This window comes from Pseudomonas sp. NS1(2017) (assembly GCF_002269425.1).
Classification (GTDB): domain Bacteria; phylum Pseudomonadota; class Gammaproteobacteria; order Pseudomonadales; family Pseudomonadaceae; genus Aquipseudomonas; species Aquipseudomonas reactans.
This window is the reverse complement of record NZ_CP022960.1, coordinates 5,207,488-5,223,056: the sequence shown is the minus strand read 5'-3', so window position 1 is coordinate 5,223,056 and position 15,569 is coordinate 5,207,488. Positions and strand designations below refer to the sequence as shown.

Annotated in this window: 18 protein-coding genes; 11 read left to right on the top strand and 7 right to left on the bottom strand. The window is 61.8% G+C overall.

Going from position 1 to position 15,569, the window contains the following annotated elements; translation table 11 throughout:
• The first annotated feature begins 124 nt into the window (after positions 1-124).
• Positions 125-733, top strand: coding sequence for a LysE family translocator (locus CI807_RS24310; protein WP_095016562.1), 609 nt, complete (start codon positions 125-127; stop codon positions 731-733).
• 39 nt (positions 734-772) lie between these two features.
• On the opposite strand, the gene CI807_RS24305 is transcribed toward CI807_RS24310, so the two are convergent.
• On the bottom strand, positions 773-1,927 hold the full coding sequence (locus CI807_RS24305; RefSeq protein ID WP_095016561.1) for a DUF1624 domain-containing protein: 1,155 nt from the start codon (positions 1,925-1,927) through the stop codon (positions 773-775).
• A 125-nt stretch (positions 1,928-2,052) separates the two neighbouring features.
• Here CI807_RS24305 and CI807_RS24300 point away from each other — a divergent pair, with 125 nt between their 5' ends.
• The 5 genes from CI807_RS24300 (at position 2,053) to CI807_RS24280 (ending at position 6,403) form a co-directional block, all read left to right on the top strand.
• Positions 2,053-2,589 carry a DUF924 family protein gene (locus CI807_RS24300; RefSeq protein WP_095016560.1) on the top strand — a complete coding sequence of 179 codons (537 nt, stop codon included), beginning with the start codon at positions 2,053-2,055 and terminating at the stop codon, positions 2,587-2,589.
• A 96-nt stretch (positions 2,590-2,685) separates the two neighbouring features.
• Positions 2,686-3,318: a glutathione transferase gene (gene yfcF, locus CI807_RS24295; RefSeq protein WP_095016559.1), complete on the top strand. Its 633-nt coding sequence runs from the start codon at positions 2,686-2,688 to the stop codon at positions 3,316-3,318.
• A 111-nt stretch (positions 3,319-3,429) separates the two neighbouring features.
• Entirely contained in the window at positions 3,430-4,161 is a 732-nt protein-coding gene (locus CI807_RS24290; RefSeq protein ID WP_016977148.1) for a GntR family transcriptional regulator, read from the top strand.
• Positions 4,162-4,259: 98 nt separating this feature from the next.
• Entirely contained in the window at positions 4,260-5,540 is a 1,281-nt protein-coding gene (locus tag CI807_RS24285; RefSeq protein WP_016977147.1) for an MFS transporter, read from the top strand.
• 29 nt (positions 5,541-5,569) lie between these two features.
• Positions 5,570-6,403 carry an amidohydrolase gene (locus CI807_RS24280; RefSeq protein WP_095016558.1) on the top strand — a complete coding sequence of 278 codons (834 nt, stop codon included), beginning with the start codon at positions 5,570-5,572 and terminating at the stop codon, positions 6,401-6,403.
• Here CI807_RS24280 and CI807_RS24275 read toward each other — a convergent pair.
• Entirely contained in the window at positions 6,380-6,643 is a 264-nt protein-coding gene (locus tag CI807_RS24275) for a hypothetical protein (protein ID WP_016977145.1), read from the bottom strand. The genes CI807_RS24280 and CI807_RS24275 overlap by 24 nt on opposite strands.
• 131 nt (positions 6,644-6,774) lie before the next feature.
• On the opposite strand from CI807_RS24275, the gene CI807_RS24270 reads away from it, so the two are divergent.
• Both CI807_RS24270 and CI807_RS24265 read left to right on the top strand, forming a co-directional pair.
• Positions 6,775-7,419 carry an ATPase gene (locus CI807_RS24270; RefSeq protein ID WP_095016557.1) on the top strand — a complete coding sequence of 215 codons (645 nt, stop codon included), beginning with the start codon at positions 6,775-6,777 and terminating at the stop codon, positions 7,417-7,419.
• A gap of 35 nt (positions 7,420-7,454) precedes the next feature.
• Positions 7,455-7,796 (top strand): hypothetical protein, encoded by a 342-nt coding sequence (locus CI807_RS24265; protein WP_016977143.1) that lies wholly within the window; start codon positions 7,455-7,457, stop codon positions 7,794-7,796.
• 13 nt (positions 7,797-7,809) lie between these two features.
• On the opposite strand, the gene CI807_RS24260 is transcribed toward CI807_RS24265, so the two are convergent.
• Complete coding sequence (locus CI807_RS24260) at positions 7,810-8,556, bottom strand: creatininase family protein (RefSeq protein WP_028616528.1); 747 nt, start codon at positions 8,554-8,556, stop codon at positions 7,810-7,812.
• Between the two features lie 32 nt (positions 8,557-8,588).
• A complete protein-coding gene (locus CI807_RS24255) occupies positions 8,589-9,302 on the bottom strand; it encodes a murein L,D-transpeptidase catalytic domain family protein (RefSeq protein WP_095016556.1) in 714 nt (237 codons plus the stop codon).
• 39 nt (positions 9,303-9,341) lie between these two features.
• Here CI807_RS24255 and CI807_RS24250 point away from each other — a divergent pair, with 39 nt between their 5' ends.
• On the top strand, positions 9,342-10,937 hold the full coding sequence (locus tag CI807_RS24250; RefSeq protein ID WP_095016555.1) for a murein L,D-transpeptidase: 1,596 nt from the start codon (positions 9,342-9,344) through the stop codon (positions 10,935-10,937).
• On the opposite strand, the gene CI807_RS24245 is transcribed toward CI807_RS24250, so the two are convergent.
• Positions 10,852-11,427 carry an AAA family ATPase gene (locus CI807_RS24245; protein WP_095016554.1) on the bottom strand — a complete coding sequence of 192 codons (576 nt, stop codon included), beginning with the start codon at positions 11,425-11,427 and terminating at the stop codon, positions 10,852-10,854. The two genes, CI807_RS24250 and CI807_RS24245, sit on opposite strands and share 86 nt — an antisense overlap.
• Positions 11,428-11,500: 73 nt before the next feature.
• On the opposite strand from CI807_RS24245, the gene dapF reads away from it, so the two are divergent.
• Positions 11,501-12,304 carry a diaminopimelate epimerase gene (dapF, locus tag CI807_RS24240; RefSeq protein ID WP_095016553.1) on the top strand — a complete coding sequence of 268 codons (804 nt, stop codon included), beginning with the start codon at positions 11,501-11,503 and terminating at the stop codon, positions 12,302-12,304.
• Here dapF and CI807_RS24235 read toward each other — a convergent pair.
• Together CI807_RS24235 and CI807_RS24230 are read right to left on the bottom strand one after the other, a co-directional pair.
• Positions 12,292-13,434: a PAS domain-containing sensor histidine kinase gene (locus tag CI807_RS24235; RefSeq protein WP_095016552.1), complete on the bottom strand. Its 1,143-nt coding sequence runs from the start codon at positions 13,432-13,434 to the stop codon at positions 12,292-12,294. The two genes, dapF and CI807_RS24235, sit on opposite strands and share 13 nt — an antisense overlap.
• On the bottom strand, positions 13,424-14,239 hold the full coding sequence (locus CI807_RS24230; RefSeq protein WP_095016551.1) for an alpha/beta fold hydrolase: 816 nt from the start codon (positions 14,237-14,239) through the stop codon (positions 13,424-13,426). Before CI807_RS24230 ends, CI807_RS24235 begins: the two co-directional genes overlap by 11 nt.
• 128 nt (positions 14,240-14,367) lie before the next feature.
• Between CI807_RS24230 and CI807_RS24225 the strand changes: the two genes are divergently transcribed.
• On the top strand, positions 14,368-15,567 hold the full coding sequence (locus CI807_RS24225) for a YgcG family protein (RefSeq protein WP_095016550.1): 1,200 nt from the start codon (positions 14,368-14,370) through the stop codon (positions 15,565-15,567).
• Positions 15,568-15,569 lie beyond the last annotated feature (2 nt).

The window sequence follows — 15,569 nt, the reverse complement described above, 5'->3', positions numbered from 1 at the left end:
GTGGCGAGGGAGCTTGCTCCCGCTGGGATGCGCAGCATCCCCATACAGCCCAACCACAAACGTACAAGAATCCCCCCAACCCCCCTCAGTAGACTCGCCCCACTTACTCTACTGCAGGTCTTCCATGGACATCTTCCTCTACGCCTTCAGCGTCATGTACAGCCCCGGCCCCGTGAATTTCATGGGCCTCAACGCCGGGCTCACCGGTCAGTTCCGGCGGTCCACTGGGTTTTTCATCGGCGTGGGCTGCGCGATGCTGGTGTTGTTCGTGCTGTTCGGCTACACCGGCGAGGCGATCATTTCCCAGGCGGCGTTGCCCTATATCTCGTTGATTGGCGGCGTGTACACCTTGTACCTGGCTTATCAGGTGTTCACCGCGCGCACGGTGGTCGATGAAAAAGTCTCTACCGCACCGGCCAAGACCCTTACGTTCTGGAACGGCCTGGTGATCCAGTTGCTCAACCCCAAGGGCATCATGGCGGTGCTGCCGATCACCAGCGTCATGCTGCCGGCGGCGCATATCACTGGGGTGTCGATTGCTGTTGTGTCGGCGTTGCTGGCGTTTGGCGCATTTGGCGCGCCGTGGCTCTATGCGTTGCTTGGCGCACTGCTGGGGCGGCGGATCAACGGGGCGTCGGCGTTTACCGTGTTCAACCGCTGCATGGGCCTGGCGCTGGCGGTGTGTGCGTATTTCATGTTTCACGCGTTTTATGTGCATCTGGTCGCAACATGAGTGGGGCTTGTCACCCCGACTCACGCGTAGATCGAGCTTCTACAGGTACTTGAGCCAGGCCAGGTCGCGGCGCCGGGCCTTGAGCCCGGCGAACCAATGGACCGGCGCGTACAGCGCCAGCGGCAGCAGCAGCGCAACCAGCCAAATGGCGCCCATGCCGTCGAAGCCGAAGTAGTTGCCGTGATTCAGGCCAAACAGTGCCACACATGCGACGTAGAGGATTTTCAGCACGTACAGGTGTAGCAGATAGAAGAACATCGGCGCTGCGCCGAAGGTGGCGAGCATGCTGATCCAGCGCTTGCTTCCCGCCTTCTCAAACGCCAGCAACAGCAGCAACCCGATCCCCAGTGTCAGCGCCAGAAACAACAACGAAGGCGGGTACTTGGTGATGTTGAAAAAGCTCATCAGGGTCTGCACGCCACTGTCATAGGCTTGCCACGGTTTCTCGCCATACCCGTTGGCTGCTCGCAACAGCACGAACCCTATCAATGCACTCATACCGGCCAGCAACAAATAGCGCTGGCGCAGCGCCGGCGGCATGCCTTTGGCAAACCACGGGCCGAGGCTGTAGCCCAGGGCAATCACACCGATCCACGGCAGCACCGGATACGAGACGCGCAGGCGCAGCGACTCGCCCACTTCGATCCAACTGCGCTCATGCAGGATCGTCCACGGAGTATGCAGTGCCGAACCCGCGTCGAAGTGCAGTCCGTCCAGCAGGTTGTGCCCGGCAATGATCACCACTGCCAACACGATCAGCAGCGGACGCGGCAACCACACCAGCGCCGCAAGGGCGATCATGCTCACGCCAATCGCCCAGATCACTTGCATATAGATCACGTTGGGCGGCAGCTGGAAGGTCCAGGCGAAGTTGACCAGGGTGAACTCCAGCACCACCAGGAACAGCCCTCGCTTGAACAGGAACGCCGACACATCGCGCCGGCCTTGGTATTTCTGGCCGTACAGCCAGGCCGACAAGCCCGTGAGCAACACAAATACTGGTGCACACAGATGGGCGAGGGTGCGGCTGAAAAACAGCGCGGGCTCGGTGCTGTCGATAGTCATCGGGTCGCTGACCTGACGGTGCAGCAGGAAGGTTTCGCGCACATGGTCCAGCAGCATGAACAGGATCACCAGGCCGCGCAGGGCATCGATGGACAGCAGGCGTTGGCGCAGGGGAACAGCATCGGTCATGGGCGAAGGTCACAGGGCAGGGCGGAAATGGGTTGTTATCCTATAACATTAATTAACGCGTTGCCGCGATTCGTCACCATGGATTCTGATACTGTCAGTGAAATCGTTTGTGCAGGCCCCTCATCATGACTACCCCACAATCCGTCCTCGATTTCTGGAAACACGCCGGCCCCAAACGCTGGTTCGCCAAGGACGAGGTCTTCGACGCGACCTTCCGCGACACCTTCCACACCATCCACCTGCAAGCCGCCCGGCGTGAACTGGAACACTGGCTGGATTCGGCGCAAGGTGCCTTGGCGCTGCTGATTCTGCTTGACCAATATCCGCGCAACGCCTTTCGCGGCACCGCCCATATGTTCGCCACCGACCCGCTGGCCCGCCTGTATGCGAGGCGCATGGTCGACGCCGGATTGGATCAGCAGATTGAGCCGGCATTGCGTGCGTTCTGTTACCTGCCGTTCGAACACTCCGAAGACCCGGCGGATCAGCAGCGCTCACTGGTCCTGAACCAGCAACTGGACGCCAACACTTACTATTGGGCCAAGGAGCACGCCGAGATCATCGAGCGGTTTGGGCGTTTTCCCCATCGTAATGGCGTGTTGGCGCGAGAGACCACGGAGCAAGAGCGCGCCTTTTTGGACAAGGGTGGCTTTGCCGGTTAGCCCGGTATTCCGAGTAGGAATGCCCCCATAAAAACAGCGCATTGTCTTTCTCGCCGCACATCTCGTAGCGTGGTGTTCCACTCACGGAGAATCGTTATGAGCCAGCGTCCGTTGCGCCTGTATGTTGATCATTTGTATACCAGCCCCTACGCGATGTCGGTGTTCGTCACCCTGCGGGAAAAAGGCCTGGCGTTCGACACCTTGACCCTGGACTTGGACGCCGCGCAGAACCAGACCGCCGACTTCGCCCAACTGTCCCTGACCCAGCGCGTGCCGACGCTGGTAGAAGGAGACTTTGCGCTGTCGGAGTCTTCGGCGATCACTGAGTACCTGGAAGAAGTTTGCCCCGAGACGCCGGTCTATCCGGCCGATCCCAAGCAGCGGGCGAGGGCGCGGCAGGTCCAGGCGTGGTTGCGCAGTGACTTGCTGCCGATCCGCCAGGAGCGTTCGACGATGGTAGTGTTCTACGGGCAGAAGATGCCGCCCTTGTCCCCCGTGGCCGAAGCGGCGGCGCGCAAGTTGATCAGCGCGGCCCAGGCACTGTTGGCGGGTAACCGGGCGTATCTGTTCGGCGAGTGGTCGATTGTCGATGTGGACCTGGCGGTGATGCTCAATCGCCTGATTCTCAACGGCGACAGCGTGCCTGCCGAGTTGGTGGAATATGCGCAGCGCCAGTGGAAGCGGCCCTCCGTGCAGGCGTGGGTGCAGCAGCAACGTCCGGCGCTGTAGCCGACCATTCATCCTCTAGGAGCGGTGACGCGCTTGACAGCCGTCACCCAGCGGACAAATACTCTCGCCATATTCATATATATGACTAAATAACAAAGTGAATGTGGCCCCATGAATACCTTGTCCAGTGATGCCCGTCTGCCGCTTTACCAACGCCTGCGCGACCACCTGGTCGAGCAGATCGCCAACAATCGCTGGCGCCCCGGTGAAGCCATTCCCACCGAAGCGGTGCTGTCCGCCGAGTACGAGCTGTCCACCGGCACCGTGCGCAAAGCCGTGGACGCGTTGGTCAGCGAAGGCATTCTTGAGCGCCAGCAGGGGCGAGGCACCTTCGTGCGCCGCCCGCAATTCCAGTCCTCGCTGTTTCGCTTCTTTCGGTTTCAAGGTCCTGCGGGCGAGCGCCAAGTGCCGGAAAGCCGCATCCTCACGGTTGAATCCCTGGCCGCGCCGTCGGCGGTCAGTGAGGCGCTGGGCCTGGCGCCTGAGGCCCAGGTGATCCGCATCCTGCGTACCCGTTTGTTTGATGTGCAGCCGCTGCTGGCCGAAGAGATCTGGCTACCGCGCACGCGCTTCCAGGCGTTGCTGGATATCGATCTGTCCCAGCAAGGCCCGTTGCTGTATCCGGTGTATGAAGACGTCTGCGGGCAAGTGGTGGCCTCGGCCGAGGAAACCCTGACCGCCGAATCGGTCAACGAGGTGTACGCGCGATTGCTGCAGGTGCCGGTCAACAGCCCGGTGGTGGTGATCGAGCGCCTGGCCCGCGATTACGCCGGCCAGCCCCTGGAGTGGCGACGCTCTCGCGGGCACGCCGAGCACTTCCGCTACCGCGTGGACATTCGCTGACCCGACACCCGCACCTTTAACTGTTTGCCCAACACTGGCCCGGCTGCGGCACGGTTCGCGCCCGGCTGCCTCGCGTTTGACCTATAAGGATAAAAATCATGTTCAGTTGGTATCGACAAGTCACTCCTCGGGAGCGCAAAACGTTCTGGGCCTGCTTCGGCGGATGGTCCCTCGACGCACTGGAAGTGCAGATGTTCGGCCTGGCGATCCCGGCACTCATCGCCGCGTTCGCCTTGAGCAAAGGCGATGCGGGGTTGATCAGCGGCGTCACGCTGGTCACCTCGGCCATCGGCGGTTGGGTCGGCGGCACTTTATCCGACCGCTACGGCCGGGTGCGTACCTTGCAGTGGATGATCCTGTGGTTCTCGTTCTTCACCTTTTTGTCGGCGTTTGTCACGGGCTTCCACCAGTTGTTGATCGTCAAGGCGCTGCAAGGCTTTGGCATTGGCGGTGAGTGGGCGGCGGGTGCGGTATTGATGGCCGAGACCATCAACCCGAAGTACCGCGGCAAGGTGATGGGCACCGTGCAGAGCGCCTGGGCCGTGGGCTGGGGCGTCGCGGTCGGGGTGTTTGCGCTGATCTATTCGTTTGTGCCGCAGGACATGGCCTGGCGTGTGATGTTTGTGGTGGGCTTGCTGCCGTCGTTCCTGATTATCTGGGTGCGCCGCAATGTCGAGGAGCCCGACAGCTTCCAGCGCCTGCAAAAAGAACAAGCGATTCCACAGAGCTTCTTCAAGTCGCTGGCCGGCATCTTCCGTCCTGAGCTGATTCGCGTCACGCTGTTCGGCGGTTTGCTGGGCCTGGGTGCCCACGGCGGTTATCACGCGGTGATGACCTGGCTGCCGACCTTCCTCAAGACCGAGCGCAACCTGTCGGTACTCAACTCCGGCGGCTACCTGGCGGTGATCATCTTTGCCTTCTGGTGTGGCTGCATCGCCAGCGGTCTGCTGATTGATCGCATCGGACGGCGCAAGAACATCGTGCTGTTCGCGCTGTGCTGCGTGATCACCGTGCAGGCCTATGTGTTCCTGCCGTTGACCAATACGCAGATGCTGTTCCTCGGCTTCCCGCTGGGTTTTTTCGCGGCCGGCATTCCGGCCAGCCTCGGGGCGTTGTTCAACGAGCTGTACCCGGCGGATGTGCGCGGTGCCGGCGTGGGCTTTTGCTACAACTTCGGGCGCGTCTTGTCCGCGGTGTTTCCGTTCCTGGTGGGGCATATGAGCGACTCCATGTCCCTCGGCTCGGCCATTGGCATTGATGCCGGGATTGCCTACGGCGTCGCGGTGATCGCCGCACTGTGCCTGCCGGAAACCCGTGGCCGCGTGCTGGAGGCAGCGCCCGCCGACAACGTGGTGACCGGCCAGCGCGCCCAGGCTTGACCCTTTTTTACTCTTGAAAGACGAACCCCATGCTTGATAACTGCTCCATCACCGGCATCGACGCCCACGCCCATGTGTTCAGCCGCACGCTGACTTTGGCCGGCGAACGTCGCTACACCCCTGGCTACGACGCCACGCTGGCGGATTACCTCGGGCACTTGCACGTCAACGGCTTGAGCCATGGCGTGCTGGTGCAGCCCAGCTTCCTGGGCACTGACAATCGCTACCTGCTGTCCGCCTTGCAGCAGGCCCCCGACCGGCTGCGCGGCGTGGTGGTGGTTGAACGCGATATCCCGCGCGACGCTCTGCACGCCATGGCGCGCTCAGGTGTCGTGGGCGTGCGGCTGAACCTGGTGGGCAGGGCACTGCCGGACTTCACTGAGCCGGGATGGAAAGTATTCTTTGAACATATCGTCGTGCTGGATTGGCATGTGGAATTGCACCGCGAGCTGGACGACCTGCCGCACCTGGTGCGGCAACTGCTGCCGTTCGGGGTGAAACTGGTGATCGATCATTTCGGGCGACCCGACGCGCGACTGGGCGTCGATCAGCGCGGCTTTACCGATTTGCTGGCGCTCGGACTCGGCGGCCAGCTGTGGCTGAAAGTCTCGGGTATTTATCGCCTGGCCGGCAGCCCGGCGCAGAACCTTGAGTTTGCCCACCAAGCCATGCCGTTATTGCAACAGAGCTTTGGCCTGCATCGGTTGGTGTGGGGCAGTGACTGGCCACACACCCAGCATGAAACGTCTGTCGGCTATGCCGCAGTGATCAAGCAACGCCAAGCCCTGGGCTGGTCGGCAGCAGTCGAGCAGGCCGTGCTGATCGACACGCCCCGCGAATTATTCGGCTTCCACCACGCGTAGCCAATCCTCCTTCACACGGCGGTCCAGGTCTTCCCAATCCGCCATGCCCAGCACCCGTGTGGTGTTCAAACCCCGCAGGTAACCGCGCAGTTGCTGGGCGCTGGCGCTGATTTGATCGGCGTCGGCTGCCTCGTCCTGCAGCACGTGTTCATAGTCGACCAGGTAATCGGCGACCCGCTCGCGAAACTCCGGTAGTACGGCTTCGCGGATGCGGTCGAAGGTTTTCTGGTGGGGCTTCATGGCGTGGTCCTTATAAGTTTTATGTCAGCACTATCGGTTCAGATAATAGTCACCATCAAGGATCGCAAGTTCTGTTTTTGCGGGAAAAGCGGAAAATCACCCCATCGAGACGCTGTTCAAGGAAATGCGCGATGAGGACGTTTATTCAGCTGGCGTTGATGGCTTTGATGCTCGGCACGGTTGCTATCAACAACGCGGCAATCGCCGATGATCTGCGTACGAGCCATTTGCTACCTATCAACGGTAGCGTAGACTCCCTGCAACACGCGGAGTCGGTGGGTGTATTGCTGACTGACAGCACCCGCGACAACCTCAGCTACCTTGAACGCTACCACGACATGGCCATGAATGGCGCCAAGGGTGCCCTCGACGGCCGTATCCGCCAGGCGTTCGTCAACAGCTCCGACCCGGAACTGGCCATCGATTGGTTGATGAGTTCGCTGCAGGGAACCTTTTTGTCGGTGACGGTCTACGACAACCTGGATGCCTTGGTGCAGGCTCACCCCGATGTGGTGGTGATGCTCGATACCCATAACCAACTGCTGACCCAGCGTAACGACCAGGTCGAGGCGCGTTTTATTGCGCGGTTCTATGATGCGAACCTGCAATACATCGCCAAGGCCGAAGGCTCGGTGCACAAGCAGGTGCCGTCGGTGTGGGTGCATGACCAGGCGGCGCCGGAAATTGCTGCGCAGATCGAGCAGCAGCGGGACGTGCAACTGGATGCCTTGAAGCAGTTCGATGCCTCGCTCAAGGCGTTGGTCCGTGCAGGTTGATGTGAACCTTTATTTTTTATGATCAGGAATTTTTCATGCGCGCTTTTTTCGCCCCGGCCTTAGCCTTTGCTTCTCTGATGTTGGCCGGTTGTGTTTCCGCCCCCAACGCTCCAACCCTGACCTTGCAGACCAGCAAAACGCCTGAAGCCTATGTGCAGTGCGTGCTGCCCAAGCTGGAAAAACACAAGATCACCTCCACCGTGACGCAGAACTCGCGCCACGCCAAAGTGGTGTTGACCAGCAAGATTGCCGCCGACGATGTGCTGGAGGCCTACAAGTCCCAGGACGGCGGCAAGGTGTTCCTGTATGAGCGCAAGCCGCTGGCGTCGACGATTACGCCGTCGCGGCTTGAGCTTGCTGCCAAGGAATGCCAATAATTCCGCGTATGGCCTAGGGCTTGGCTTCGTTGCTGAAGGCATTGACCGTCTTGACTAAACCCTGCGCCGCCAACGCCACCAACTCCCCACCTTTCTCTACCGTCGCCAGCGCCGGGTCCGAGCCCATGCGTCCATCAGGGAAGCGCGCGCGGAAGTCCAGCGCTTCACGGATCGGCCCGGTGTTGGCGATTTGCGGCGAATAATCAGCCGTCTTGATCGAATCCGGGTAGGCCCACTGGGTCACCGCAATCTCCGACGGCGTGGCATGGCTGCCATGGCCCACCGGGAATTGGCGTTGCGCCAGGTCGTTCACACCTTCCAAATCCCACCAGTTCACCAGCTTCAACGCAAACCCGGCCGGACGGCGGGCGAAGCTGGCTTCGGCGTACAGCTCGGAAAAGGCCGCTTCGATCGTGGCGATATTGCCGCCGTGGCCGTTCAGAAACAGGATCTTCTCGAAACCATGCCCGGCCAGCGAGCGCACCCAATCGCCAATCGCGGCGATAAAGGTGGAAGGGCGCAGGGAAATGGTGCCGGGAAAGCCCAGGTGATGCTGGGCCATGCCGATGTTGAAGGTGGGGCCGATCAGCAGGTCGGCGTTCTTCTGCGCCTCATGGGCGATGATTTCCGGGCACATCCAGTCGGTGCCCAGCAGGCCGGTAGGGCCGTGCTGTTCGTTGGAGCCGATGGGAATCACCACCGTGCGGCTGCGTTCCAGAAACTGCCCGATCTCGATCCAGGTGGAGTGGTGTAGAAGCATGCGTGGTTCTCTTCTTTATCTATGGGGACAGGCTATCCGCCACGGATTGTACGACTACTCGCCACCTGTTGGGGTTTGCAATTGAGGTAGGTCGAGGACTTCAGCCAGCGCTGATCGGGGTACCACGAAAACATGAACTGCCCATCCTTGAGCTTGTCCACCACCTGGCGCGCCACCTGCGGACGCACGGCCGGGCAACCCTGGCTGCGGCCGATACGGCCTTCGCGCTTGCTCCACAGGGGGCTAACGTAGTCGGCGGCGTGGATGACGATGGCGCGGTCGCGGGCCTGGTCATTGAAACCCGGCTCCAGGCCGTCCATGCGCAGCGAGTAGCCGTGGGTGCCCAGGTAGCTTTCCTGGGTGCGGAACAAGCCCAGGCTGGACTGGTGGCTGCCTTCGAGGTTGGAGAACTGGGTGGCGAAGTTTTCCCCGGATTTGGCGCCGTGGGCCACCAGGTCGCGCAGCACCAGGGTCCTCTTGCGCAAATCGAAGATCCACAGCCGACGGGCGGTCGAAGGCTGGGAGTAGTCAATAACCGCTAGGCGCTCGGAACGTTCCTCGCCGTTATTGACCGCGCACTGCACGGCGTTGAGGGCGCTTTTGAGTACGGTGGGATTGAGTTCTGGAGCCGAGCGCGCCAGGCTGCTATACAAGTTAGGAGAGGTCTGATTGGCGGCGAGCGCAAAATTGCTCAGCGTAGCCAACGCCACGGTCATCAAACCGAGGCGGCGCATGAAAGTCAGCATCTACGAAGTGTCCCCCGGTGTGGATTGGAGCCTGGTCAATTGTTCAAAAAACACGCATGTTACTTGAGCATTTGCCTGCTCGTTGCACCATTGGTCGCGACAGCCGACGCGCTGCCGGTCGAGCCGTTGCCGGTGACCACCCCGGCACCGGTGGATCTGGCCCCCGTGCAACAGGCGTTGGCGCAACTGCCGAGTGTCTGCCCCGGCCTGGCGCCGCAGCTCGACGCCGCCGCCCAACAGCGCTTGCAAGCCTTCTACCAGCAGCAAGGCAATGTGCCGCTGTGGTCCGCCGATGAACGTCGACAAGCCCTGCAATCTCAGTTGCTGATGCTCGCCGATGACGGCCTGGACCCCACCCACTATAGCTTGCCTGCGGCGGATGCCACGGCCAACGTGCTGTGCAGCGACATCGCCAGCAGCCAGCACTACCTGCAAGCCCTGCAGGACCTGCATTACGGCCGCCTGCAACAATCGCGTTTCGAACCGCTGTGGCATTCGCAACCCCCCACCCGCGACCCCAATGTCGAGGTGCTGGCGTTTGCCGCCACAGGCCTGCAAGACATGGCCCAGGCATTCGACCAGGCGCGGCCCAGTGCCGACTTGTATCGCAGCTTGCGCAACGCCTATTCCAGCGTGCGCCAGCAACCGTTACCGCATTGGGACCCGGTCGCCAACGGCCCGCTGCTGCGCCCCGGCATGGAAGACCCACGCGTGCCGGAGCTGGCGCGGCGCCTGATCAGTGGCGGTTACCTGGCCAAGGCCCCCAGCGGCAAGCAGTATCGCGATGAGCTGGTCAAGGCGGTGAAGGCCTTCCAACTCAGCCACTCGCTGCAGGCCGACGGCGTGATCGGTGCCGGCACCGTGGCCGAATTGAACATCAGCCCGCTGGTCCGGCGCGAACAACTGCGCATCAACCTCGAACGCTTCCGCTGGCTGGCCCAGGACCTGGAGCCCGAGGGCGTGCTGGTCAATGTCGCCGCCGCGCAACTGAGCGTGTACCAGAGTGGCATCCCGGTCTGGCAAACCCGTCTGCAGGTCGGGCGCGCTGAACGCCAGACGCCGTTGCTCAAATCGCGCATCACCCGCTTGACCCTCAACCCCACCTGGACCATCCCGCCCACCATCATGCGCGAGGACAAACTCCCGGCCATCCGCCTCAACCCCGAATACCTGCGCCAGCAAAACCTGCAAGTACTTGACGCCGAGGGCCACCCGCTGGCGCCCGAGCAAATCGACTGGGCTCGCCCCGGCAATATCCTGCTGCGCCAGGAAGCCGGCCCGCGCAACCCGCTGGGCAAGATCGTGATGCGTTTTCCCAACCCGTATTCGGTGTACCTGCATGACACGCCGAGCCAGCCGCTGTTCACCAAAGGACCGCGGGCTTTCAGTTCGGGGTGTGTGCGGGTCGAGCAGCCGCTACTGCTGCGAGATCTCCTGGTGAGTCCGGCCGAGCGCACCCGCACCGATGAGTTGCTGGCCACCGGTGTGACTCATGAATTCAGGTTGGCCACGCCGGTGCCGGTGTTGTTGAGTTACTGGACGGTGGAGGTCAATCGCGAGGGCAGTTTGGTGTATGCGCCGGATATCTATGGACGGGATCTGGTGTTGATGAAGGCGATGGGGAGTGTGCTTTGAGGGTGGCCAGCAGCCTTGTCACAGCCTGATCCGGCGTCATGAGTGCGGTGTCGAGCGTGAGCGGCACTTCAGCCCAAGCCTCGTATTCATGCGCTAGCACCGACGCCCAAGTGGGTGGGGCCAGGCCGGGTATATCCCCCGTACGCGTTTCCACTCGCCGCTGATGTTCCTGCCGGTCTGAGCAAATCACCCGAACATCCAGCAACGCCACACCCGCCGTTGCCGCCGAGGTCTTCCACGCGTCCCGGCTTTCCTTGACCGGGTTCACACAGTCAGCCACCACCGCCTGCCCCAATCGCAGGTTGCTCCGCGCCAAGGCATTCGCCACCCCATAACCGCTGGCGCCCACGTCGCCCGCCAACACATTCGCATCACGGATCGCCTGCTCAATCACGTCGATGCGCAGGTACACCGCGCCGATCTGGCGCGCGAGTGCCTGGGCAAGGGTGGTCTTGCCGGTGCCGGGCAGTCCGCTGAAGACAATTAGCATGGGGGGCTCTCGATAAGGTTGGGCCGGTTCAGGGTATCCTTCAGTTCCCCACCGGTCGACCACAGGACAGCCCATGCCCTTGCCATTTGTGAAAATGCACGCCCATGGCGACGATTTCATCATCATCGACCGCCGAGGCCTGGACGATCCGATCACCGCGAAAATCGCCCGTCAACTCGGCAACCGCCACACCGGTATTGGCTTCAACCAACTGGCGGTGATACTCGATTGTGACGACGCCGCCGCGCGCATCAAGTTCTGGAACCCCAACGGCACGCCGCTGGCCACCTGCGGCAGCGCCACCCGTGGCGTGGCCGATCGCTTGATGCATGAGGCGGGCATGGACTCGGTGGTGCTGCGTACCGACCGTGGCTTGCTGATGTGTACGCGGGCAGCGGGGCGGCAAGTGTCGGTGAACATGGGCGAGCCGTCGCTGGATTGGTCGGCCGTGCCGTTGGCCGAGTCCATGGACACCCGTACCTTGTCCATCGACGGCAATCCGGCGGCGTGCAGCATGGGCAACCCGCATTGCACGTTTTTTGTGGAAAACATCGCGGCTGTCGATGTGGCGGCCTTGGGCCCGGTGCTGGAAATTCACCCGTTGTTCCCGGCCAAGACCAATGTGCATTTTGTGCAGGTGCTTGACCGAGGCCATATCCGCCTGCGCATCTGGGAGCGCGGCGGCGGTGTGCCGTTGGGCTCGGGTTCCTGTTGCTGTGGCGCGGTGGTCAATGGGATTCGACGAGGATTGCTGGACGATACCGTCGAAGTGCAATGCGACGGCGGCACGGTGACCGTGCACTGGGCGGGCGAGGGCGGTGTGGTGCTGACCGGCAGCGTAGAGCCGGTGATGCAGGGCAGCGCCTACGTTGGTTGAAAGTTGACGGTAAACGTGGTGCCGCCCGTGACACAGGAACTCACCGCTACATCGCCGCCATGCACTCTGGCCAACTCGCGAACGATATACAGGCCGAGGCCCACGCTACGCACGTCACTGCCTTGGTCGGTGCCACGGGTCATAGGTTCGAACAGCTCGGTGAGCAAGGCTTCGGGGATGACCTTGCCGTGGTTGTGTACTGATACTTCGCACTTACCCCGTCCCAACCGTGATGTGACGGTGATGGGCCGTTGCAGGTCGCCATACGCCACGCTGTTGGCCACCAGGTTGCCAATGATCTGCTGCACGCGGTCGGCGTCCAGGCTCGCATCGCCATTGCCTTCGACGAGATGCTCCAGCGTTGCCTTGGGAAACGCCACGCGCAGTTCATCCACGGCTCGATGAATCACCTCATGCAGGTCCAACGGCGCAGCCTTGATGGTGATGCCTTGGCCGACGCGCGCCTGGGTGAAGTCCAGCAGGTCGGCGATCATGCGCTGGGCACGCTCGGACGACTGGCCAATGTGCCCCAGCAGTTGGTGCTCTTTGGCGGTGCGTTCGCCTCGGTTGAGAAAATCCGAGGCCATGCGGATTGCCGTGAGCGGGTTCTTCAAGTCATGACTGACAATCGCCACCATCTGCTCGGCAAACAGCGCGCGACGCTGGGCGATGGCATAGGCCTCGCTCAATTCGGCCTGGGCCAATTTGAGCGCAAGTTCAGTGGCGGTCTTTTCCTGCAACAGCGCTTCGGCGAAGTTGCGTGCATTGAGCAACTCGCGCTCGTACTTGTCGCGGTCGGTGGTGCCGAACAGCGCCAGGTCGTACAGCGTGCCGTCGTCCTGCTCACGCTTGATGCCGTTGAGCAGGACGGTCAGCTTGTGGCCGTCGCGGTGCAGCATGTCGAGTTTTACCTCGGTGACGCTGCCACGCATGCGCAGCATCGGCGCCAGGTGGGTCTGGTGGAAGATCCGTCCGCCCATGGTCAGCAAATCCTGGAAGCGCTTGCCGCACAGCTCCGTCGTACTGAACCCCAGCCACTCGCTGAAGCGCGAATTGGCTTGCAGGATCGTGCCGTCCTGCGCCGTGACGGCGAGGGCGCAGGCGGCGCTGTCGAACAACTCAGCCGACATGTGCGACCGCCCACGGCGCCAGGAAACTTTCCATCGCCTCCGCGCACGCTTGCGGCGCGCTCATGTGCGGGCAATGGCCGACGTTGTCCACCAGACAATAGGTGCTGTTGGGCAACACGCTGTGCAGGTATTCGCCCACGGCCACCGGGGCGATCAGGTCGTCGCTCGATTGCAGGATCAGCACCGGCGTGGCCAGGTCGATCACGTCCTGGCGGTTGTCCGACATGAACGTCACCCGTGCAAATTGCTTGGCGATCTCAGGTTCGGTGCGGCAGAAATTGTCGGTCAATTCCTCGCTCAACGCCGGTTGCCCCGGCGCGCCCATGATTACCGGTGCCATAGTGCTGGACCAACCGAGGTAGTTGCTGTCGAGGGTATCGAGCAGGTCCTGGATATCCGCCAACTCGAAGCCGCCGACATAACCGTCTGCGTCGATATAGCGCGGCGAGGGGCCGATCATGACGTGGGCGGCGATCCGGCCGGGGGCGTGGCGGTCGGCGAGGGTGCCGATCATGGCGCTCACCGAATGGCTCACGAGGATCACCGGGCCCACGGCATACGCGTCGATAATCTTGTTCAAATCGCGCGCGTAACCGTCCAAGGTGCTGTATTTGGCCTTGTCGAACGCACTAAGGTCCGACAGGCCGGCGCCCACCAAGTCATACATCACTACGTGGAAGCGCTCGAAAAACTGCGGTGCCAGGTAGTTCCACATGGCCTGGTTGCAGCCGAAGCCGTGTGAAAACACCAGGGTCGAGCTGCCGTTGCCTATCACTCTGATATTGTTGCGGTGGCGCAGATCCATGGGCTTCCCGATTATGGCGTTTTGCTATGTGTGAAGGGAGTTTAGATAGTCATCGGTGCGGGGTCACGCGATATAGCGCAGATAAGGTAAAGTCGCCGCCTTCAGGAAGAAACTTCAGGTAACAAAGCATGATGGCGATTCTGCGGCAGTCCGTCTTGAGTCTGGTGGCGCTGGTGTTTTTAGGCGTGTTGGGCACCGCCCAGGCGGACACTTCGCCGCTTGGCGTCGCCCTCGACCAACGGGTGATTGACCTCACCAACACTCTGGATGCCAGCACCACCACCCGTCTGAAAAACCAACTCGCCGATCTTGAGCAACGTAAAGGCTCACAAGTGGCTGTGCTGCTGGTGCCCACCACCGGCGGCGCGAGCATCGAGGACTACGCCAACCAACTGTTCCGCACCTGGAAGCTGGGACGCAAGGATGTCAATGACGGCATCCTGCTGATGGTCGCCAAAGAAGACCGCAAGGTGCGTATCGAGGTGGGCTATGGCCTGGAAGGCACGGTCACAGATTTGCTCGCACACCGCATCATTGAAGAACACATCACCCCGGCCTTTCGCCAGGGGGATTTCGTCGGCGGTGTCTCCCAGGGCGTGAACGACCTGGTGGTACTGGTGGATGGCGGTGATTTGCCTAAAGCCGCAGCGACAAGGGTCAATCCGCAGTTCATCGCAATCGCGCTGGCGTTTGTCATAGGCGCCATTGGCGGCGTGCTGATCAGTGCCGGCAAACTGCCGTGGCGCCGCGCCTTGATTGCCGCGGTGGTTGCCACGTTGCTGCTGGTGATCGTGGGTGAGGGCCGCGACTGGGCGATGTTTCTGCTGGTGATGCCACTGATCATGCTGATCGGCGGCGCGACCTTCGGTGCATTGTGGATGGCACGTTCGGTGTTTTACGGCGTGATCGGGCTGCTGGTCTACATCCTGGGTTTGGTGGTGGTTGATCAGCGATATGCCGACGTCAACTTTATCCACTGGCTGGTATTTCCATTGGGTGCGCTGGTCGTTCTGGGGTTGTACCTGGTGCTGTTGGTGATCATGAAGGACGCCTGGAAGCAGAGCCGCGTGGGTTTTGTTGCGCGGCTGCTGGCAGCGGTGGGCGTGTATGTGGCGGCGGGGGTGCTGATGGAACTCGGCCGTAATGGCTGGCTGTACGCGTTCCCGATTGCCTCGTTTGCCGCGCTGTTCATCTTTGGCAAGACCAGCGGCGGGTCGGGGTCTTCGGGCGGTGGGTCGAGTTCGAGCTCCAGCAGCTCCAGTTCCAGCAGCAGTTCCTCAGGGGGTGGTGGCTCCAGTGGCGGCGGTGGCGCCTCCGGCAGTTGGTAAAC